The sequence below is a fragment of the Xenorhabdus sp. PB62.4 genome (assembly GCF_014467285.1).
GTDB lineage: Bacteria > Pseudomonadota > Gammaproteobacteria > Enterobacterales > Enterobacteriaceae > Xenorhabdus.
Map to the genome: position 1 here is coordinate 65,496 of NZ_NKHR01000017.1, position 22,274 is coordinate 87,769.

At 44.2% G+C, this 22,274-nt stretch carries 19 protein-coding genes; 18 read left to right on the forward strand and 1 reads right to left on the reverse strand.

Going from position 1 to position 22,274, the window contains the following annotated elements; all coding sequences use genetic code 11:
* Nucleotides 1-70: 70 nt before the first annotated feature.
* From frr to Xenpb_RS14130, 17 genes are all read left to right on the forward strand, one after another.
* Nucleotides 71-628 (forward strand): ribosome recycling factor, encoded by a 558-nt coding sequence (gene frr, locus Xenpb_RS14050; RefSeq protein ID WP_187654891.1) that lies wholly within the window; start codon nt 71-73, stop codon nt 626-628.
* A 171-nt stretch (nt 629-799) separates the two neighbouring features.
* A complete protein-coding gene (gene ispC, locus Xenpb_RS14055; RefSeq protein ID WP_187654892.1) occupies nt 800-1,996 on the forward strand; it encodes a 1-deoxy-D-xylulose-5-phosphate reductoisomerase in 1,197 nt (398 codons plus the stop codon).
* Nucleotides 1,997-2,261: 265 nt separating this feature from the next.
* On the forward strand, nt 2,262-3,014 hold the full coding sequence (ispU, locus tag Xenpb_RS14060) for a (2E,6E)-farnesyl-diphosphate-specific ditrans,polycis-undecaprenyl-diphosphate synthase (RefSeq protein WP_187654893.1): 753 nt from the start codon (nt 2,262-2,264) through the stop codon (nt 3,012-3,014).
* Between the two features lie 9 nt (nt 3,015-3,023).
* A complete protein-coding gene (gene cdsA, locus Xenpb_RS14065) occupies nt 3,024-3,887 on the forward strand; it encodes a phosphatidate cytidylyltransferase (protein WP_187654894.1) in 864 nt (287 codons plus the stop codon).
* Between the two features lie 6 nt (nt 3,888-3,893).
* The gene (rseP, locus tag Xenpb_RS14070; protein ID WP_187654922.1) at nt 3,894-5,249 is read left to right on the forward strand and encodes a sigma E protease regulator RseP; all 1,356 of its coding nucleotides are present in this window, start codon (nt 3,894-3,896) and stop codon (nt 5,247-5,249) included.
* Between the two features lie 34 nt (nt 5,250-5,283).
* Nucleotides 5,284-7,674, forward strand: a complete 2,391-nt coding sequence (bamA, locus tag Xenpb_RS14075) for an outer membrane protein assembly factor BamA (RefSeq protein WP_187654895.1) — start codon at nt 5,284-5,286, stop codon at nt 7,672-7,674.
* 151 nt (nt 7,675-7,825) lie between these two features.
* Complete coding sequence (skp, locus tag Xenpb_RS14080; protein ID WP_187654896.1) at nt 7,826-8,323, forward strand: molecular chaperone Skp; 498 nt, start codon at nt 7,826-7,828, stop codon at nt 8,321-8,323.
* A 4-nt stretch (nt 8,324-8,327) separates the two neighbouring features.
* Nucleotides 8,328-9,356 (forward strand): UDP-3-O-(3-hydroxymyristoyl)glucosamine N-acyltransferase, encoded by a 1,029-nt coding sequence (gene lpxD, locus Xenpb_RS14085; protein WP_187654897.1) that lies wholly within the window; start codon nt 8,328-8,330, stop codon nt 9,354-9,356.
* A 147-nt stretch (nt 9,357-9,503) separates the two neighbouring features.
* Nucleotides 9,504-9,956 (forward strand): 3-hydroxyacyl-ACP dehydratase FabZ, encoded by a 453-nt coding sequence (gene fabZ / locus Xenpb_RS14090; RefSeq protein WP_099114051.1) that lies wholly within the window; start codon nt 9,504-9,506, stop codon nt 9,954-9,956.
* A gap of 3 nt (nt 9,957-9,959) precedes the next feature.
* Nucleotides 9,960-10,757 carry an acyl-ACP--UDP-N-acetylglucosamine O-acyltransferase gene (gene lpxA, locus Xenpb_RS14095; RefSeq protein WP_187654898.1) on the forward strand — a complete coding sequence of 266 codons (798 nt, stop codon included), beginning with the start codon at nt 9,960-9,962 and terminating at the stop codon, nt 10,755-10,757.
* A 4-nt stretch (nt 10,758-10,761) separates the two neighbouring features.
* On the forward strand, nt 10,762-11,946 hold the full coding sequence (lpxB, locus tag Xenpb_RS14100) for a lipid-A-disaccharide synthase (RefSeq protein WP_187654899.1): 1,185 nt from the start codon (nt 10,762-10,764) through the stop codon (nt 11,944-11,946).
* Complete coding sequence (rnhB, locus tag Xenpb_RS14105; protein WP_187654900.1) at nt 11,946-12,536, forward strand: ribonuclease HII; 591 nt, start codon at nt 11,946-11,948, stop codon at nt 12,534-12,536. The genes lpxB and rnhB overlap by 1 nt, the downstream gene beginning before the upstream one ends.
* Before the next feature lie 41 nt (nt 12,537-12,577).
* Nucleotides 12,578-16,060: a DNA polymerase III subunit alpha gene (dnaE, locus tag Xenpb_RS14110; RefSeq protein WP_187654901.1), complete on the forward strand. Its 3,483-nt coding sequence runs from the start codon at nt 12,578-12,580 to the stop codon at nt 16,058-16,060.
* A 12-nt stretch (nt 16,061-16,072) separates the two neighbouring features.
* Nucleotides 16,073-17,032, forward strand: a complete 960-nt coding sequence (gene accA / locus Xenpb_RS14115) for an acetyl-CoA carboxylase carboxyl transferase subunit alpha (RefSeq protein WP_187654902.1) — start codon at nt 16,073-16,075, stop codon at nt 17,030-17,032.
* Between the two features lie 255 nt (nt 17,033-17,287).
* Nucleotides 17,288-18,205 (forward strand): DMT family transporter, encoded by a 918-nt coding sequence (locus tag Xenpb_RS14120; protein ID WP_187654903.1) that lies wholly within the window; start codon nt 17,288-17,290, stop codon nt 18,203-18,205.
* A gap of 32 nt (nt 18,206-18,237) precedes the next feature.
* Nucleotides 18,238-19,599: a tRNA lysidine(34) synthetase TilS gene (tilS, locus tag Xenpb_RS14125; protein ID WP_187654904.1), complete on the forward strand. Its 1,362-nt coding sequence runs from the start codon at nt 18,238-18,240 to the stop codon at nt 19,597-19,599.
* Nucleotides 19,600-19,939: 340 nt separating this feature from the next.
* On the forward strand, nt 19,940-20,398 hold the full coding sequence (locus Xenpb_RS14130) for a VapA/VapB family virulence-associated protein (protein ID WP_187654905.1): 459 nt from the start codon (nt 19,940-19,942) through the stop codon (nt 20,396-20,398).
* 499 nt (nt 20,399-20,897) lie between these two features.
* On the opposite strand, the gene rof is transcribed toward Xenpb_RS14130, so the two are convergent.
* Nucleotides 20,898-21,164: a Rho-binding antiterminator gene (gene rof, locus Xenpb_RS14135; RefSeq protein WP_187654906.1), complete on the reverse strand. Its 267-nt coding sequence runs from the start codon at nt 21,162-21,164 to the stop codon at nt 20,898-20,900.
* Between the two features lie 390 nt (nt 21,165-21,554).
* Here rof and nlpE point away from each other — a divergent pair, with 390 nt between their 5' ends.
* Nucleotides 21,555-22,256: an envelope stress response activation lipoprotein NlpE gene (gene nlpE, locus Xenpb_RS14140; RefSeq protein WP_187654923.1), complete on the forward strand. Its 702-nt coding sequence runs from the start codon at nt 21,555-21,557 to the stop codon at nt 22,254-22,256.
* Nucleotides 22,257-22,274 lie beyond the last annotated feature (18 nt).

The following is a 22,274-nucleotide window of genomic DNA, read 5'->3' on the forward strand; positions in this document are numbered from 1 at the left end:
GCGTATTTGATTCGATATTTGCTCATTACGCATTTGGCCTAAAAAATAACATCTCCCAAGGGTTTGTAACGTGATTAATGAAATCAAAAAAGACGCACAAGACCGCATGGAAAAAAGCGTCGAAGCACTGAAAAACCAAATCAGCAAGGTTCGTACTGGCCGTGCTTCTCCTAGCCTGTTGGATGGAATCAGCGTTGAATATTATGGCGCTGCGACTCCACTGCGTCAGATTGCTAACGTCGTTGCAGAAGATGCACGTACTTTAGCGATTACCGTATTTGACCGTTCTATGACTGCGGCTGTTGAAAAAGCAATTATGGCTTCTGATCTGGGTCTGAACCCATCTTCTGCCGGAACCATTATCCGTGTTCCATTGCCACCACTGACAGAAGAACGCCGTAAAGATCTCATTAAGGTTGTTCGTGGCGAAGCGGAGCAGGGTCGTGTCTCTATCCGTAATATTCGTCGTGATGCTAATGATAAGGTCAAGGCATTGCTGAAAGATAAAGAAATCAGTGAAGATGAAGAGCGTCGTTCACAAGATGATATTCAGAAACTGACTGATAGCTTCATTAAGAAGGTTGATGAAGCACTGGCAAATAAAGAAACCGAATTGATGGATTTCTAATTGCTAATGCAGGAATACAATTCATAAGAACAACGCCGCAATTTTTGCGGCGTTGTTCTTATTCTTGATATTACACTTCGTATCACATTTCTTTCTCAAGCGATGGACATAGCGATCTGTACCGCTCAAACTATTGCAATTTTATATCAGTAGTATATTCAGAGTATAAAAATGAAACGGTTAACTATTCTTGGCTCAACGGGTTCGATTGGGAAAAGTACGCTTTCTGTTGTCAGAAATAACCCAACAAAATTCAAGGTAGTCGCCCTTGCTGCCGGGAAAAATATTGAAGTTATGGCACAGCAGTGTCTGGAATTTAACCCACAATATGCAGCGATGGAAGATGAGCAATCCGCACAGGGGCTGCGCCGGTTATTGCAGGAGCAGGGAAGTCAAACCGAAGTGTTGTTCGGTAAAGATGCTATTTGTGATTTAGCTGCACTGGAAGAAGTCGATCAAGTCATGTCTGCCATTGTTGGGGTGGCCGGGTTATTACCGACATTGGCGGCTATCCGTAAGGGAAAACAGGTTCTGTTAGCGAATAAAGAATCCCTGATTACCAGTGGGCGTCTGTTTATGGATGCCGTTGTCCAGCATAAAGCGCAACTGTTACCTATCGATAGTGAACATAATGCTATCTTTCAGAGTTTGCCGGAAGCGGTTCAACATAACCTCGGCAATGTAAATTTGAAGGATTATGGCATTTCCAGCATTATTCTGACCGGTTCCGGTGGGCCGTTCCGTAAAACGCCGTTAGAAACATTACCTCATGTTACGCCGGATGAAGCGTGTGCTCACCCTATTTGGTCAATGGGACGTAAAATTTCTGTTGATTCGGCTACCATGATGAACAAAGGGCTGGAATATATTGAGGCGCGTTACCTGTTCAATGCGTCTGCCGATGAAATGGAAGTATTGTTACATCCCCAGTCAGTCATCCATTCCATGGTTCGCTATCAGGATGGCAGCATCATTGCACAATTGGGAACGCAAGACATGTGTACTCCAATAGCCTATGCAATGGCTTATCCTAATCGTATCTCATCTGGCGCAAAACCATTGGATTTTACCGAGCTGAGCATGCTGACCTTCGAAGCCCTCGATTATCAACGCTACCCTTGTCTAAAATTGGCCATTGAAGCTTGTAATCAAGGTCAGGCAGCAACCACAGCCTTGAATGCAGCTAACGAAGAAACCGTTGATGTTTTTTTGAAAGATGGAATTCATTTCACAGATATCGCGACAATTAATCGCTTTGTCGTGGAAAAATTAAATTTATCTGAACCTCAAAGTATTGAAGAGGTCTTAGAAATCGACAATACGGCACGGATTTTGGCGAGAGAAACCATCAGAATTTTTGCCAAATAGCGAATTTTGTTAATAAGTATGTGTTTGTTTGCGTTTTGGCAAATGATATAGTTCGCGGGTAAATTATAGTTGTTATAATAGCCAATTCAGTTAGTTGGTATCCGCGTTTCAATCGTGTATATCAAGGACAAAGGCTTTCATTCAGGCCGTGCCAGAAATAGCCGTGGTAGCCGTGATAATCATTAACACGTAACACGGCTTTTTCATGTTTGGAATAGATTGAATTCATCGAAAAGCCAGCTTAGTTATTTAAGGATTATTTTGAGTGATACCTCCCAGTGATAGTGACTCATTGCCAACGTTGCCCAGACATGTCGCCATTATTATGGATGGCAATGGTCGTTGGGCAAAAAAGCGTGGCAAATTAAGAGTGTTTGGTCATCGCGCAGGAGTTAAAGCTGTGCGGAGTGCCGTGAGTTTTTCAGTTAAACATAACATTGAATCATTGACCTTATATGCTTTCAGCAGTGAAAACTGGAATCGCCCACAGCAGGAAGTCAGTTCATTGATGGAGCTGTTTGTTTTTGCTCTTGATAATGAAGTAAAGAGTCTGCATAAACACAATGTGAAATTGTCTGTTATTGGTGATATTAGTCGCTTTAGCTCACGGTTGCAGGAGCGTATCCGCCGTTCAGTTGAATTAACGGCGGACAATACCGGATTACAGCTTAATATTGCCGCTAACTATGGCGGACGTTGGGATTTAGTTCAGGGTATTAAGCAAATAGCTGAAAAAATTAAGTCAAATGAGTTGGTTTCTGAGGAAATCAGCGAGGCCACAGTAGGTAGCTTCATTAATTTAAGTCAGCAGCCTGAAGTTGATCTGGTCATTCGAACCGGAGGCGAACATCGTATCAGTAATTTCCTGTTATGGCAGATAGCTTATGCAGAATTGTATTTCACCGATATACTTTGGCCTGATTTTGATGAAACTTCTTTTGAAGGTGCAATTAATGCCTTTGCCAAACGAGAACGCCGATTTGGCGGAACACCAGACGATGCCGAAGTGGGATCATAGGAGGAGAACTTGCTGAAGTACCGTCTTTTAACTACGTTGATATTGATTCCACTTGTTGTAGCAGCATTGTTTTTCCTTCCCCCATCAGGATTTGGATTGGTTGTCATTGCTGTTTCAGCGCTTGCCGCATGGGAATGGGGGCAATTTGCTGGTCTCTTCACTCAAGCTAAACGTATTACGCTGGCTGTATTATGTGCCGTAGGATTACTGGCTTTACAATACTCTTTGTCAGATTTTTCTCATCTTATTGAAAAACCGCAAATTGTATATCTGTTGTGGGCAGGCATGCTTTGGTGGGTAGCCGCAATTTTATTGGTGGTTACTTACCCTGCTTCTGCTTCCGTCTGGAAGTCATCGGTTGTTTTGCGCCTGCTGTTTGGCGTTCTGACTATCGTGCCATTTTATTGTGGAATGATGGTACTGCGTACCCAGGGTTATGAAAACAATACCTATGATGGAGCATGGTGGCTGCTGTATGTCATGTTGCTGGTATGGGCTGCTGATTCCGGTGCTTATATTTTTGGCCGCACTATGGGTAAGCACAAAATGGCACCAAAAGTGTCACCGGGTAAGACCCTTGAAGGGCTTGTTGGTGGGCTGTTAACTGCTGCACTGATTTCATGGCTGTTCGGTAAATTTGCTCCCGTACCTGCAATGCCGGAACACTTGTTGTTGATTTCTACGGTGGTCGTTATTGCCTCGGTCTTTGGTGATCTGACCGAAAGCATGTTCAAGCGGGAATCAGGGATTAAAGACAGTAGTCAATTGATTCCGGGACATGGCGGAGTCATGGATAGGGTAGATAGCTTAACAGCGGCCATCCCTGTATTTGCGGGTTTGGTCATGTTAATTTCTTCTGGATTTGCTCTCTGAGGGTACATAATGGATATTCTCTGGAATCTGGCTGCATTTATTATTGCGTTGGGTGTTCTCATCACAGTGCATGAGTTTGGTCATTTTTGGGTTGCCAGACGATGTGGTATTTACGTTGAACGCTTTTCCATCGGGTTTGGTAAAGTGCTTTGGCGTCGTACAGATAAACAGGGGACTGAATACGTTATTGCCCTTATTCCGCTTGGCGGATATGTCAAGATGCTCGACGAACGGGTGGGGGATGTTTCGCCCGAACGTCGTCATATGGCATTCAACAATAAAACCATCGGCCAGCGCGCGGCAGTGATCAGTGCCGGGCCAATTGCAAACTTCATTCTGGCGGTTATCGCTTATTGGTTGGTTTTTGTGATTGGCGTGCCATCTGTACGCCCTGTGGTGTTGGATGTTAAGCCAGATTCTATTGCCGCACAGGCAAATATTTTGCCCGGAATGGAACTAAAAGCTGTTGATGGTATCGAAACCTCTGATTGGAATTCGGTACGTCTTGCTATGGTAAGTAAAGTGGGTGAGGCATCTGTATCCATGGATGTTACGCCAGTGGATGCCACTGACAGTATTCAAAAGACACTGGATTTACGCGGATGGGCATTCGACCCATCTAAGCAGGACGTTTTGCTGTCTTTGGGCATCATGCCTGTTGTTCCGCGAATCAGTTCGCAAGTGGAGAAAGTTTACCCTGCTTCACCTGCTGAAAAAGCCGGTTTACAGCCGGGAGACAGAATCGTTAAAGTCAATGGTCAGGATGTAGATGTCTGGCACACTTTTTCATCATTTGTCAGGAAGAATCCCAATATTCCTCTAAAATTGGACGTTGCGAGAGCTGGAGGCATGATTTCCCTGTCTCTGATTCCTGAGGTCAAAAAATTATCCGATGGCCGTGAGGAAGGATTTGCGGGTACTGAACTGAAGGTCATTCCATTGGCCGATGAATACAAAGTGGTTCAACAGTACGGGCCTTTTTCTGCCATTTATGAGGCAGGGGATAAAACTTGGCAATTAATGAAGCTGACCGTCAATATGCTAGGCAAATTAATTGTGGGTGATGTGAAACTTAATAACTTAAGTGGCCCGATTTCCATTGCCAAAGGTGCCGGAGTATCGGCTGATTCTGGCTTGGTGTATTATTTGATGTTTTTGGCGCTGATTAGCGTCAACCTTGGGATCATTAACCTGTTCCCATTACCTGTACTAGATGGTGGACACTTGCTTTTCCTTGCAATCGAAAAGATCAAGGGAGGGCCGGTCTCCGAGCGTGTACAAGACTTCAGTTATCGCATTGGTGCTGTATTGCTGGTGTTATTAATGGGGCTTGCACTTTTCAATGATTTCTCCCGCTTTTAAGGCGGGAGACCGGTTAGGAAAACGCATAACAACGATGGCGATGAAAAAGTTGCTCATAGCGTCGCTGCTGTTCGGCAGCGCCACTGCATACGGTTCAGACGGATTCATAGTTCAGGACATTCATTTTGAGGGTCTTCAACGTGTCACCGTTGGTGCAGCATTACTGAACATGCCAGTTCGGGTCGGTGATACGGTTAGCGATGAAGATATTAGTCGCACGATTCACGCACTGTTCTCAACTGGGAACTTTGAAGATGTTCGTGTCTTACGTGATGGCAATTCACTTGTCGTTCAGGTAAAAGAACGACCGACTATCGCCAGTATCACTTTTTCCGGTAATAAATCGGTGAAAGATGACATGCTTAAGCAGAATCTTGAAGCGTCGCGTGTTCGTGTTGGTGAAGCCCTTGACCGCACTATGCTGTCCAATATTGAAAAAGGGCTGGAAGATTTTTACTACAGTGTTGGTAAATACAACGCGACAGTGAAAGCTGTTGTCACGCCGCTGCCCCGCAACCGTGTTGACTTGAAACTTGTTTTTTCTGAAGGTGTTTCTGCCAAAATTCAACAAATTAATATTGTTGGTAATAAAGCCTTTTCGACCAAAGAGCTGCTGAATAGTTTCCAGCTCAGGGACGATGTTCCTTGGTGGAACATGACGGCTGATCAGAAATATCAGAAACAAAAACTATCTGGTGACCTTGAAACCCTGCGCAGTTTTTATCTTGACCGAGGCTATGCCCGTTTCAACATTGATTCAACCCAAGTCAATCTGACACCAGATAAGAAAGACATTTATATTACCGTCAATATCACCGAAGGTGATCAATACAAAATATCAAATGTTGATTTAAACGGTAATTTGGCTGGCTATCAGTCACAGATACAGGAATTCACTAACATTGAGCCGGGATCATTATATAACGGTGCAGAAGTGACCAAGATGGAAACCGCCATCAAAAATCTGCTTGGTCGCTATGGTTATGCTTATCCCCGCGTAATGACTCAACCTGAAATCAATGATGCTGATAAAACCGTTAAGCTGCATGTCAATGTCGATGCCGGCAACCGTTTCTATGTGCGCAAGATTCGCTTTACAGGTAATGATATTAGTAAAGACTCAGTGCTGCGCCGTGAAATGCGTCAGATGGAAGGGGCATGGTTAGGTAGTGATCAGGTTGAGCAGGGCAAAGAACGCTTAAATCGACTCGGCTATTTTGAATCTGTTGATGTGGATACTGAACGTGTATCGGGTAGCCCAGATCAGGTTGATATCGTTTATAAAGTCAAAGAACGTAATACCGGTTCCATGAACTTTGGTGTTGGTTTCGGTACGGAAAGTGGCGTGAGTTTCCAAATCGGTCTTCAGCAGGATAACTGGTTGGGAACGGGGAACTCCGTAGGTATCAGCGCCAGTAAAAATGACTATTCAACGTCGGCTGATTTATCTATGACCGATCCTTACTTCACCGTCAATGGGGTCAGTTTGGGTGGTCGCGTGTTTTATAATGACTTCCGTGCTGATGATGCTGACCTTTCGAACTATACCAACAAAGCATATGGTACAGAGGGGGTGCTCGGCTTCCCATTGAATGAAAATAATTCTCTGGCGTTGAGACTGGGCTATGTACATAACTCCCTGTCCAACATGCGTCCACAAGTCGCGATGTGGCGTTATCTGGATAAAATGGGTAAAAAACGGGGATATGATGACAAGGCGAAATTCGATACCAATGATTTATCTCTGACATTGGGATGGAGTTATAACAGCCTTGACCGTGGTTTCTTCCCAACTTCAGGTATCAGATCATCTCTGGATACCAAGGTGACAATTCCTGGTTCTGACAACCAGTTCTATAAAATCACTTGGAACGCGACAGGTTATTATCCTCTTGATGATGATCATTCATGGGTGATGATGGGACGTACACGTCTGGGGTATGGTGGTGGTTTTGGTGGCAAAGAAATACCATTCTATGAAAATTTCTATGCCGGTGGCCCTAGCAGTGTTCGTGGTTTCCGCTCGAATAATATCGGCCCGAAAGCTATTTATTTAAATAACCAGGGTGAGCTAGATACAAATAACCCATCCCGTGATGCCGTGGGGGGGAACGCGGTAGCGGTTGCGAGTTTCGAGCTGGTTACGCCAACGCCGTTCCTGGATGCTAAATATTCTAATTCCGTTCGAACTTCATTGTTTGTGGATGCGGGAACGGTTTGGGATACGAGTTGGGATACTAATTGGGCTAAGACTCACGGGATGCCCGACTACAGCAAACCAAACAATATCCGTGTTTCAACTGGTATTGCTCTGCAATGGCTGTCACCGTTAGGGCCGCTGAGCTTCTCTTATGCGAAGCCAATTAAGGATCACAAAGGTGATAGATCTGAGCAGTTCCAGTTTAACATTGGCGGATCTTGGTAATAATTAATCTTTTTTGGTAAAAAATCGCTCTATTATTATATAGGGCGACATTTAGGGTGTCCCAGATTCCGATTGGCATATAAAATAGCCTGATAGGGTAAGCTCTAAATTTTCCAATTTGTAAAAATAGCGTGGGTCAAAGGAGTTTATAGTGAAAAAAGTATTATGTGCAGTAGGCCTGGGTATGGCATTAGCGTTCTCTGCGGGTGTTCAGGCAGCAGATAAAATCGCTTTAGTGAATGTTGCTGAAGTTTTTCAACAGTTGCCAGCCCGTGAAGCTGTGGCAAAACAGTTGGACAACGAGTTTAAAGGCCGTACAACTGAATTGCAGCGCATGGAATCAGATTTGCAGACCAAGCTCCAGAAATTGCAGCGTGATGGCTCAACTATGAAAGCCAGTGAACGTGAAAAATTAGAAAAAGAAGTTGTGGCGAAACGTGATGAATTTGCCCAGAAAGCACAATCTTTGGAAAACGATAGCCGTCGTCGCCAATTGGAAGAGCGCAACAAAATCCTGATCCGTATTCAGGATGCGGTTAAAGTTGTTGCAGGTAAAGAAGGTTACGATCTTGTTCTTGATGCGAATGCCGCTGTGTATTCTGCGTCTGGTAAAGATATCACCGCAGAAGTACTGAAACAGGTTAAATAAGTAGATGGTTTCAATTCGATTGGCTGATCTCGCTCAGCAGTTGAATGCGCAGTTGCATGGTGATGGCGATATCGTCATCACCGGTATTGCACCGATGCAGTCAGCAAATAGCGAACAAATTACATTTTTATCTGATAGCCGTTATACTGACAAACTTGTTGAGTGTCAGGCAGCGGCTGTTGTGCTACGTGAAGCCGACCTTCCTCACTGCAAGGTTGCCGCATTGGTTGTCAAAGATCCTTATCTTGCCTATGCCCGTATGGCGCAAATTATGGATACAACACCACAGCCTGCGCAGGATATCCACCCATCAGCGGTTATTTCTCCCGATGCGGTTTTGGGCAAAAATGTGGCGGTTGGCGCAAATGCTGTTATCGAATCTGGTGTTGAACTTGGTGATAATGTCATCATCGGGGCAGGTTGCTTTATTGGTAAGAATGCACGAATTGGTGCGGGTACTCGTCTTTGGGCCAATGTATCGGTATACCATAACGTTGAAATGGGTGAGTCCTGTTTGATCCAATCAGGAACTGTTATAGGTTCTGATGGTTTTGGTTATGCCAATGAACGTGGAAATTGGATTAAAATCCCACAGTTAGGCACTGTAATCATTGGGAACAAAGTTGAAATCGGCGCGTGTACAACTATTGACCGTGGTGCGTTGGATAACACAGTCATTGGCAATGGTGTTATCATAGACAACCAATGCCAGATCGCTCATAACGTGACAATCGGAGACAACACCGCAGTGGCGGGTGGTGTCATTATGGCGGGCAGCCTGAAAATTGGTCGTTACTGTATGATCGGTGGTGCAAGTGTTATTAATGGACACATGAGTATCTGTGATAAAGTAACCGTGACGGGTATGAGCATGGTGATGCGCCCCATTACAGAGCCTGGTGTTTATTCGTCGGGTATCCCATTACAACCGAACAAAACTTGGCGTAAGACTGCCGCTTTAGTCATGGGTATCAATGACATGAACAAGCGCTTGAAGTCAGTGGAACGCCGATTGGAAGGTGAAAACGAGTAATCATACTACATTTGATTAGACGTTTTTAATCAGCATTTTTGGTTGTGCTTTTAATTTTTGCGGCCTGCCTGATAACTCTAAATTTAGAGTTAACGCAGGCCGTGTCGTTAATACAATGATTCTTATATAGACAGGAAGAGTATTTAGATGAGTAATAGTCATACTCTGCAAATTGAAGAAATTTTAGATTTACTGCCTCATCGCTATCCATTTTTGTTGGTAGATCGTGTTTTGGATTTTGAAGCAGGTAAATTTTTACGCGCAGTCAAGAATGTATCGTTCAATGAGCCATTCTTTCAGGGGCACTTCCCGGGTAAACCTATTTTCCCGGGTGTTCTGATCCTTGAAGCAATGGCTCAAGCCACCGGAATTCTGGCATTCAAAAGTGTAGGGTCACTTAAGCCGGGTGAATTGTATTACTTTGCAGCTATTGATGGTGCCCGATTCAAGCGCCCAGTGCTGCCGGGTGATCAATTGGTGATGGATGTTGAGTTTATTAAAGAACGTCGCGGTGTTGCGCGTTTCAGAGGCGTAGCGAAAGTCGATGGGGAATTGGCTTGCGAAGCGGAAATGATGTGTGCTCGCCGCCGTGAGGAATAATCCATGATTGATCAGACCGCTGTTATTCATCCTTCTTCAATCATTGAAGAAGGTGCTGTTATTGGTGCCAATGTTCGCGTTGGCCCATTTTGTTATATCGGTTCTCAGGTCGAGATTGGTGAAGGGACTGAGCTGAAATCTCATGTTGTGGTTAATGGGATAACTAAGATTGGTCGCGATAACCAGATCTATCAGTTCGCTTCCATTGGTGAAGTCAATCAGGATCTCAAATATCAAGGTGAACCGACTCGCGTTGAAATTGGCGATCGCAACCGCATTCGTGAAAGTGTCTCTATTCATCGTGGTACTGTTCAGGGCGGTGGCGTGACCAAAGTCGGCAGTGATAATTTGCTTATGATCAACGCTCATATCGCCCATGATTGCATCATTGGTGATCGTTGTATCATTGCAAATAATGGCACATTAGGCGGTCATGTCATTTTGGGTGATTACGTCATTATTGGTGGGATGACGGCAGTGCATCAATTCTGTCAGATTGGTTCCCATGTCATGGTTGGAGGTTGTTCTGGCGTTGCTCAGGATGTTCCTCCGTATGTTATTGCACAAGGAAACCATGCAACACCTTTCGGATTGAATATCGAAGGCTTGAAACGTCGCGGGTTTGATAAAGAATCGCTGCATGCTATTCGTAACGCTTATAAGACGCTTTACCGCAGCGGAAAAACGTTGGAAGAAGCCAGACACGAAATTGGCCTTCAAGCGGAAAATAACCCACACGTGAAAGTATTCAGTGATTTTCTGGAAAATTCCGCAAAATCCAGCCGTGGCATTATTCGTTAAGTAGATGAAGGACACTCCTTTGACTACCTTTTCTTCTGTTGACAATCAGCGCCCGCTGACAATTGGTTTGGTCGCCGGAGAAACATCCGGTGATATTCTTGGGGCAGGGCTGATTCGTGCATTGAAAGCAAAAATTCCTAATGCCCGCTTTGTGGGTGTTGCTGGCCCTCTTATGCAGGCGGAAGGTTGTGAAGCCTGGTATGAGATGGAAGAGCTGGCCGTAATGGGGATTGTTGAAGTTTTGGGGCGTTTGCCCCGTTTGCTGAAAATACGCAAAGACTTAACGGCGCGTTTTACTGCCTTAAGGCCGGATGTATTTATTGGCATTGATGCCCCTGATTTTAATATCACCCTAGAAGGGCGGCTTAAGCAGCAGGGACTCAAAACAATCCATTACGTCAGTCCATCAGTATGGGCATGGCGACACAAACGGGTGTTTAAAATCGGTCGGTCAACGGATTTGGTACTGGCATTTTTACCATTCGAAAAAGCGTTCTATGATCGGTTTAACGTTCCATGCCGGTTCATTGGTCATACGATGGCAGATGCAATGCCTCTGCAAACAGATAAAGCCGCTGCCAGAGAATTTTTGGGTGTTCCATTGAATACCCATTGTCTGGCGGTGCTGCCCGGTAGCCGCAATGCTGAAGTAGAGATGCTCAGTGCTGATTTCTTAAAAACTGTACAATTGTTACGGAAGGAATTGCCTGATCTGCATGTATTAGTTCCTTTGGTGAATGCTAAACGGCGTGAACAGTTTCAGCGCATTAAAGACGAAATTGCACCGGATTTGCCAATCCATTTATTGGATGGAAAAGCGCGTGAAGCCATGATTGCCAGTGACGCAACTTTACTGGCATCAGGAACGGCAGCACTGGAGTGTATGTTGGCCAAATGCCCGATGGTGGTGGGCTATAGAATGAAACCTTTTACATTCTGGCTGGCAAAACGCTTGGTGAAAACGCCATATGTTTCCTTACCTAACTTGTTGGCAGGTAAAGAATTAGTCAAAGAGTTATTGCAGGATGAATGCGAACCACAAGCATTGTCGCAGGCGCTGTTGCCTCTTCTGCAAGGTGGCGCTGACGTGGAAGTACTGAAACAAACGTTCCTGCATTTACATGAAAGCATTCGTTGCGATGCTGATGAACAGGCTGCTCAAGCTGTTCTGGAATTAGCGAGAAGATAATGGATTTTGTTTATCCTCAGGCGAATTTAATTGCCGGTGTTGATGAAGTTGGGCGTGGCCCGCTGGTAGGGGCTGTCGTCACTGCGGCAGTTATTTTGGATCCGGCTAAGCCTATTACAGGCTTAACGGATTCGAAAAAACTCACAGAAAAACGCCGTGAAGCGCTGTATTTAGAAATTAAAGAAAAAGCATTGTGTTGGAGTCTTGGGCGTGCAGAGCCGGAAGAAATCGATCAGCTCAACATCCTCCATGCCACAATGCTTGCCATGCAGCGGGCAGTAGCAGGTTTGGTGATGACGCCTGATTACGTCCTGATTGATGGTAATCGTTGCCCGGCATTAGCAATGCCAGCTCAAGCGGTGGTTAAAGGGGATAGCTTGGTTGCCGAAATCAGTGCGGCCTCAATCCTTGCTAAAGTGACACGTGACAGAGAAATGGCAGAACTGGATAAACAGCTCCCTGACTACGGTTTTGCGAAACATAAGGGTTATCCTACGGCCCTGCATCTGGAAAAACTGGCGTTGCTAGGTGCGACGGAACATCATCGTAAAAGTTTTGCGCCGGTTAAACGGGCGCTGAGTCTTGAATAAGAATCTGGAATAAGCATCTGGAATAAATGTCTGGGCAGATTATGACAGAACCACGTTTTGTACACTTACGTGTTCACAGCGACTATTCAATGATCGATGGCTTGGCTAAAACGGGGCCATTGGTAAAAAAAGTCGCCAAATTGGGTATGCCGGCTCTTGCAATTACGGATTTCACCAATTTATGTGGATTGGTGAAATTCTATGGCAGCGCTCACGGTGCGGGTATCAAGCCGATTATCGGGGCTGATTTTTATGTGGAAAGTGAGCTGTTAGGGGATGAATATGCCCATTTGACGATCCTCGCTCGCAATAATGAAGGTTACCAAAACCTGACCTTGCTGATCTCTGAAGCTTACCAAAAAGGTTATGGTGCCATTGGCCCGACGATCAAACGGGAATGGCTGGCAGCGCGGAAAGCCGGACTGATCCTGTTGTCGGGCGGGCGCATGGGAGATGTGGGTAAATTCCTGCTGCGTGGCAATCGGGCGATGGTCGATCTGTGCCTCGATTTTTATCAGGAACATTTCCCAGATAGCTATTATCTTGAATTAATCCGCACCGGACGTCAGGATGAAGAGAATTATCTTCATGCCGCTGTCGAATTGGCAGCGGAAAAAAATGTGCCGGTTGTCGCGACCAATGACGTCTGTTTTCTGGAAAGTACCGATTTCGACGCACATGAAATTCGGGTTGCCATTCATGATGGCTATACGCTGGCTGATCCAAAACGTCCGAAAAATTACAGCCCTCAGCAATATCTGCGCAGTGAACAGGAGATGTGCGAGCTTTTCTCCGACATCCCGGAAGCGCTGCAAAATAGCGTAGAAATTGCTAAACGCTGTAATGTCACGATCCGTCTTGGTGAATACTTTCTTCCGCAATTTCCGACGGGAGACATGAGCACCGAAGATTTCCTGATTAAAAAATCCAAACAAGGTCTGGAAGAGCGTCTGGAGTTTCTCTATCCCGATCCGGAAATCAGGGCACAAAAACGCCCGGGATACGATGATCGTCTGGATATTGAGTTGAAAGTTATCAACCAGATGGGATTCCCCGGTTACTTCCTGATCGTCATGGAGTTTATCCAGTGGTCGAAAGACAACGGTGTTCCCGTTGGGCCGGGACGTGGTTCCGGTGCGGGTTCCCTTGTCGCCTATGCGTTGAAAATTACCGATCTCGATCCATTGGAATTCGACTTGCTGTTCGAACGTTTCCTGAACCCTGAACGTGTTTCCATGCCTGACTTCGATGTCGATTTCTGTATGGAAAAACGTGATCAGGTGATTGACCATGTTGCCGATATGTACGGGCGAGATGCGGTATCGCAGATTATCACCTTCGGTACAATGGCAGCAAAAGCGGTTATCCGTGACGTCGGGCGTGTACTTGGGCATCCATACGGGTTTGTCGATCGCATATCAAAACTGGTGCCGCCTGATCCCGGCATGACGCTGGAAAAAGCTTTCGTGGCGGAACCTCAACTGCCTGAAATTTATGAAGCGGATGAAGAGGTCAAGGCGCTGATCGACATGGCGCGTAAATTGGAAGGTGTCACCCGTAACGCAGGTAAACATGCGGGTGGTGTTGTTATTGCACCGACCAAAATCACTGATTTTGCGCCGATTTACTGCGATCCCGAAGGGCAAAACCCCGTTACCCAATTTGACAAGAACGACGTGGAATATGCGGGGCTGGTTAAGTTTGACTTCCTTGGCCTGAGAACCCTGACCATCATCAACTGGGCACTTGAGATGGTTAATGCGCGCCGTGCTAAAAAGGATTTGGAGCCGATTGATATTGCGGCCATCCCGCTGGATGACCAGAAAAGTTTCGATATGCTGCAACGCTCTGAAACCACGGCCGTGTTCCAGCTTGAATCCCGTGGGATGAAAGATCTGATCAAACGCCTGCGTCCCGACTGTTTTGAGGACATGATCGCATTGGTGGCGCTGTTCCGCCCCGGGCCATTGCAATCCGGCATGGTGGATAACTTTATTGACCGGAAACATGGGCGGGAAGAGATCTCCTATCCTGATGTTGAATGGCAACATGAAACCTTAAAACCCGTATTGGAACCAACGTATGGCATCATCCTGTATCAGGAACAGGTGATGCAGATTGCTCAGGTATTGGCGGGCTATACCCTTGGCGGTGCAGATATGCTTCGTCGTGCAATGGGTAAGAAAAAGCCAGAGGAGATGGCTAAACAGCGTTCAGTATTTGAAGAGGGAGCAATAAAACAGGGTGTTGATGGCGAACTCTCGATGAAAATCTTCGATTTGGTGGAGAAATTCGCGGGTTATGGCTTCAACAAATCTCACTCCGCAGCTTATGCGCTGGTTTCTTATCAGACTTTATGGTTGAAGGCTCACTATCCGGCAGAATTTATGGCAGCCGTGATGACGGCGGATATGGATAACACCGAAAAAGTCGTTGGGCTGGTGGATGAATGCTGGCGCATGGGACTTAAAGTCTTGCCACCGGATATCAATAGTGGTCTGTATCACTTCCACGTTAATGATGAAGGTGAAATTGTTTATGGCATTGGTGCGATCAAGGGTGTAGGTGAAGGGCCGATTGAGGCCATTATCGAGGCTCGCCAGAAAGGAGGGCATTTCAAGGAACTCTTTGACCTGTGCGCGCGTGCTGACATTAAAAAACTCAGCCGTCGTGTGATGGAAAAGCTAATCATGTCCGGCGCTTTTGACAGGTTGGGGCCACACCGTGCGGCGTTGATGTCTTCTCTGGAAGATGCACTGAAAGCGGCTGACCAACACGCCAAAGCGGAGGCTATTGGGCAAACGGATATGTTTGGTGTGTTGGCTGAAGAGCCAGAAGAGGTTGAGCGTTCATATGCCAGTACGCCAAAATGGCCGGATCAGGTTGTTCTGGATGGTGAGAGAGAAACGCTTGGGCTGTATTTAACGGGTCACCCGATCACAAGTTATTTAAAAGAGATTGAACGATATACAAATGGGTTGCGTCTAAAAGATGTGAACCCGACACCTCGTGGTCAGGTAACGACAGTGGTAGGTTTGGTGTTGGCATCCAAAATAGTGACAACCAAACGGGGTAACCGCATTGGTATCAGCACCTTGGATGATCGTTCAGGACGGCTGGAAATCATGCTGTTTTCTGATGCGTTGGAAAGATATCAGCATTTATTAGAGCAGGATAAAATTTTGATTGCTACCGGACAAGTCAGCTTTGATGACTTTAGCGGTGGGCTTAAAATGACGGTTCGTGAATTAATGGATATCAGTGAGGCACGTGAAAAGTTTGCACGTGGGCTTGCTATCTCGCTGTCAGACAGGCAAATTGATGAGCAATTATTGAACCGTCTTCGTGGTGTATTGGAGCCACATCGTTCAGGTACGATACCGGTTCATCTTTATTATCAGCGGGTAGATGCCCGTGCCCGTTTACGATTCGGGGCAACATGGCGGGTAACGCCAACGGACACCCTTTTGACAGATCTGCGAACTCTGCTGGGTAACGAGCAGGTAGAATTAGAATTTGACTAAGATAGGAACGTTATGAGTCTGAATTTTCTGGATTTTGAACAGCCGATTGCCGAGCTGGAAGCGAAAATTGATTCGCTCACCGCAGTTAGCCGTCAAGATGAAAAGCTAGATATAAATCTGGATGAAGAAGTCCAGCGTCTGCGGGAAAAAAGCCTAGAGCTGACTCGCAAGATTTTCTCTGATTTGGGGGCATGGCAAATATCTCAATTATCACGCCATCCTCTGCGTCCCTATACGCTAGATTATATTAAACACATTTTTACCGATTTCGAAGAATTGGCGGGTGATCGCGCCTATGCTGATGATAAGGCAATTGTGGGCGGATTGGCGCGTATTGATGGTCGTCCGGTTATGATCATTGGTCACCAGAAGGGCCGGGAAACGAAAGAAAAAATCCGTCGTAACTTCGGTATGCCATCACCGGAAGGCTATCGCAAGGCGTTGAGATTGATGGAAATGGCAGAGCGTTTTAAATTGCCAATCATTACCTTCATTGATACTCCTGGCGCATATCCTGGTGTGGGGGCAGAAGAGCGTGGCCAATCAGAAGCGATTGCCCGTAACTTGCGTGAGATGTCCCGCCTCTCTGTGCCGGTGATTTGTACGGTTATCGGTGAAGGAGGCTCTGGTGGTGCATTGGCGCTCAGTGTGGGCGATAAAATAAACATGCTGCAATACAGCACCTTCTCGACCATTTCTCCTGAAGGTTGTGCTTCCATTTTGTGGAAAAGTGCTGAAAAAGCGCCATTGGCAGCAGAAGCGATGGGAAATACAGCCCCACGCCTGAAAGAGTTAAAACTGATTGATACTGTTATTCCAGAGCCATTGGGTGGTGCACACCGTAATTATGAAGAGATAGCTGAGACATTAAAAACGCAATTGTTAGCTGATCTTTCTGAGTTGAGTGAACTAGGCAGCGAAGAGTTAGTTAACCGTCGTTATGAGCGTTTAATGCAATACGGTTACTGCTGAGCTTAGAAAACAGGGCTCTGAAAGCTGTTTTATTGATAACTATTTTTGGATAGTTACAGCTTTATTTTCAATATGACTAATAGCAGGTGGAAAGCACTGAGGAGTGATAATTCCTCAGTATTTCCACCTGTTTTGTTGTTTATGGCGGGTGAAACCATCACGTTCTTTGCCATCTGGTATTATCATTTTCAGGGATATTGGGATGGATTTGGGGCCTCAGTTGTTGGGCTTTAAAATAACAAGTTGAGTTTTTCTATGGCTAAATATAAATATATTATTTATGCGTTCTCTTGCGTGTTTATCTGGAGTTTTATTCCTTCTATAGCGCGTTTTGGTCAGAAAGAGATGGATCATTTCCAATATTTATTCTGGTCAAATGTCCTGTCTGTTTTAGCGGTATTTGTTGTTGCTCTCATTATGGGGAGAAACTGGAAGAAACTGCTATACATTCCTTTTCCAATTATGCTTAAGGTGTTGATTTTAGGCGCGTTAGACTGTTTCTTCTATCTGTTGCTTTATTATGGTTATTCCATCGAGAATGGTGTTGCTGTTTTAGTTATTCAATATAGCTGGCCATTAATGATAATCGGTTTATCGTTTTTTCTGTTCAAAGAAAGATTGTCCATTAGGCAGATGATTGGCATTGTGATGGGGTTCATGGCTGTTGTGATTACCTTCACGAAAGGCAATATAACCGAGATTGCCGTAGAACATCCTCAGGCATTGTTTCTGGTAGTTAGTGGCTCATTTTGTTTTGCGCTGATGTCCGTATTATCGAGACAATTTGCTATTGATCCCTATATCAGCACGCTTTGGGTATTCATTTTTTCTACATTAGTTTCCGCAGTATTTATGTTCGCTTTCAGCAGTATCAACTTACCTGAGGGTGATGCACTGATGCCAACCTTGCTTAATGGCATCATACTGAATGGTATTTCCTATATTATTTGGTTCAAGGCCATGAGCAGCCCGGATTCTCATAAAATAGCTTCAATCTTATTTTTATCACCCGTCTTGTCGATGATGTGGATTATTCTGTTTTTCGGTGATGCTTTTGTTCCTGCTTATGTGGTGGGATTAGCGCTTGTTATCATCTCTGGGCTTCTTTGTATCCGGGCCAAAGGTAACGATCCCGAAGGGAAGAAGTCAATGGATGATTTGATTGAAGACTGATCTGGCAGATATGAAGAAGGCTTGAGTCCGTAATGACAAATACTCATGATCCTCTGCTGACGATGTTGGCAGAACAAATTGAACCACATAAAAAGATTTTGGTTGGGTTTAGCGGTGGATTGGATTCCACCGTATTGTTACATTTGCTGGTTCGTCTGCGAACTGAATATCAGCAACAGAATTATCAGCAACAAAATTGTGAGCCGATGGCCTTAAGGGCAATCCATATCCATCATGGTTTAAATGCAAAGGCGGATTTGTGGGTCGAACATTGTCGTCAGATTTGTATTGACTGGCAGGTTGATTTTCGAACTGAAAAAGTGAGTTTGGATATCCGGCGGAATGGCGTTGAGGCTGCGGCCAGAGATGCCCGTTACCAATCTTTTCAACGTGAACTACAGCAGGGTGAAATCCTGGCAACAGCACAACATCTTGATGATCAGGCAGAAACATTTTTGTTGGCATTGAAGCGGGGAAGTGGCCCTGCCGGGTTATCTTCCATGCCTTTTTGTATGCCATTTGCTGAAACGACATTAATTCGTCCACTATTGAATGCTGGCCGGGCAGAATTAGAAGCATATGCGCAGGAGCAGGAGTTGAAATGGATTGAGGACGATAGCAATCAGGATGATCGTTATGATCGCAATTTCTTACGCCTGCATATTATGCCACTACTCAACCAGCGTTGGCCTCATTTCCCGCAAGCCGTTTCCCGCAGTGCAGGTTTATGTGGGGAACAAGAAAGATTGTTGGATGAACTGCTGAGTGAATCATTGAACTCACTAACCACATTGGAAGGTGCGATTTCCATTCCACCTTTGGAAAGGTGTTCTGAAGCTAAACGTAACGCATTGTTGCGCCGATGGTTCAACCAGCATGGTGTAAAAATGCCTGCGCGGGAGCAGCTTCAACGGATTTGGTCAGAAGTAGCGCTCGCCCGGCAGGATGCAGAGCCTTGCTTTAAATTGGGGCAATATCATATTCGTCGTTATCGACAGCAACTATGGCTGGTTCCTCAGCATCAATTTTTGGCGGGAACGGTTCTTGAGTGGGATATAGAACAGGAACTGGCGTTGCCTGATGGATTGGGAACGCTGGTTCGGGCGGAAGAAAACGGTATAAGAGTAAGAGCTCCTGATAATAATGAACAAGTGACAATTCGTTTTGGTGTTCAGGGAAATATCAGTATCGTGGGGCGGCAGCATTCTCGCCATAGTAAAAAATTGTGGCAGGAGTTTGGTGTTGCCCCTTGGCTCAGGGAGAGGGTTCCACTGCTTTATTATGGCGATAAGCTGATTGCGGCACTGGGGGTTTTTGTCACCAAAGAAGGGCAATGTTTGGTTGATGACATGGGGGTTATCGTTTATTGGAATAAAAACCCTACACCACATTGAAGAATGTAGCTGTTATTACATTGACAGAAATTTGGATAACAATTTTGCTGACTTGAGAGATTGCGTTATTTCTGATGCAATCTTTTTTATTGATTAAATTCAACAGAATATGTGATTTTTAAGTCTAAAAAATGTGAGATGTAAAAGCATTGTGATTTCAAATGATATAATTTCATATTGAAAATAAATAAATATGTACTATCTTTAAAAATATAAAGAAAATTTTGATGTGATAAAGCGAAAGTAAATTTCAAGGCAGGGATGGTATTTTATCTATCATTTTAAATAATTTTTTTAAAATTAGAGATAGTGTTATTTATTCTAAATAAGGTGAATTATAATGAAATCTGAATTTAATGAACATGAAGTTAAATTACAATCTTTGACTACATTCTGCAATGATATGAAAGGTAAGTTAGAGCAAAGTAAAATTGATGAAATAAGTAAAGAATTTCTTTTAAGTGATAAAAAAGATTTTTACAGTGCAGAATTTTCGCTTACTTGCTACGTGTTATATGCTTCCTTAGAAGTGGTTTTAGGTAATAACGTGACTTTTAATGGTTCGGCGGGTGTATTGGGTACTCCAGGTAAGGGAAAATATTTGGGGACGGTTTATACCAGTAATTATGATGGGTTGATTGATAATACAGATAATTTTTGGCACGCTTCAAATGTTACTGCCTCAATAATCATGTTTTTTGATAAGAAAAACTCATTTTTGGGAAGCTTTGTAGGGGCAGGGCTCTCGACAGTGGTATCCACAGGTGCCGGAAGCGGTCGGTGGGCACCAATAGAATAAAATGCTTTGCTGTTATTATATTAACGTTTGATTTTTTATTGAATATATACCCAATATATTTCAAGGTACAGCGTAGCCAACAAAGTTGAAATTTGAAAAACGACAGGTATAAATAATATCTCTGTTGGAGGAGGTTGATTGGTAAAAAATAAAGAGGATTTTTCTTACAATTCAGAGTAAGGGGGTTGAAATATCAGCTTCAATTTATATTCATGTCCAATAAATTTCAAATCGTATTTTGGCAGTAAGTCATGTAACGCTTCTTTGGTGCAGGAATATCATCAGTTATTTCTGGAGGCCTAGGAACAGGCCCTTGGAATGGTGCACATTAAGCATGTACGCATCGACTGATCGACTGTGATGACAGTTTTGATGTAATAACGGGTTTATATGAAAGAGAATGACTGAACAATAAAGTCCTCGTATTAAGTGAGGACTTTTGTTCTAGTGTAGTAGAAATTTTCTACATGTTAATTACTATTATTATCGTAAGTTACTATCACAATGAAGAATGCTCAATAACAATGGTTCCAATTTCTGGATTGCTGAAACTGATAATGTGATCTAACCTTAATTCACGGGATTCTTCTTTTGATTCAATGAGGAGATATTCAACTTTTTTTCTTAAAATCAATTCCTTAGCTTCTCCTTCAAATATTTCACCATCTCGCAATTGGATCTGCAAATGAAGCTGGCGTTGGCAAGCTAGTTCAAGGTTATCGTAATCGTCACAGTTAATTGGTTGATATTCAGTATCTATAAACATATTTGCTCACCACTATGTTACTGGCGGTGATCATGCCGCCCGTGATTGACCAAACTCAAACGCAAAAAATGCTACCTACGACTATAGCACAGTAATCTACCGTGATTACTAAATACGTCTGTGGGGATTGCGTTGAAATTAGGAGTAGATTAAACCTGTCCCTCATCATCAGGCAATGAAATTACGCCATAAAATTTGATTTTTCTCACTGAGTATTTTGGGATGCGGTAAAGTAGCGTCAATTTTGTTACTTAAGGCTCATGTTTTGTAGGGAGTGGACGTTATAAAAAATGGGCTATACCCTCTATCCTTCAAGTTGCTATTTCGTTGGTTGTACTGTAACTCGAAATTGATTAGATATCCTTTTGAATTGATTGGGTTTAAATGATGATGAATAAGAAAATTTTATTTGTATTGTTAGCTGCGGGAGTATTTACATCGGTTGGATGTCAGGACAGCTCCATGTTGCAGAATAACCCGGCATTGCAGACGAGCAATGTATCTCAGGGTAAGACGTTACCAACTGAGAAAGTGTTTAATGGTGTTATCCCTTGTGCAGATTGCGCAGGTATCGACACTACCTTACAGCTTGCCAAAGATGGGACCTATATATTGGGGCAGTCTTATCTGGAAGCTAAAAGTGAGGAAAATACTTTCTTCGAAACAGGGAAGTGGGTAATAAAGGGTAAAAAAGTTACATTGAGCAATGAAGAGGGCAAAAAATCTTATTACCAAATGAAAGATGAAAGCTTGGTTATGCTGGATACCAACGGCGAGCCAATCGAATCGAAACTTAACTATGAGTTGGTCAAGGTAACTCCGAAAAAATTGGCAGGAGAATACAGCTATTTTGCTGATTCAGCCCTTTTTACGGAATGCCGTACCGGCAAACGTTATGATGCTTCTGAAAATATTGACTTGGAACGTGGTTACAGTGCCATGGGTGTGGAAGGTGGAACCCCAGTTTATGTGGAAGTTGAGGGTTACTACACGTTGCGCCCTTCAATGGAAGATGGTTTGTTTGATAATTCAGTGATCCAAACAGGCAAAATCCGTTTTGATAAGTCATCTTCTTGCAATACAAAAAAATAACGCATAACAGAGACACAT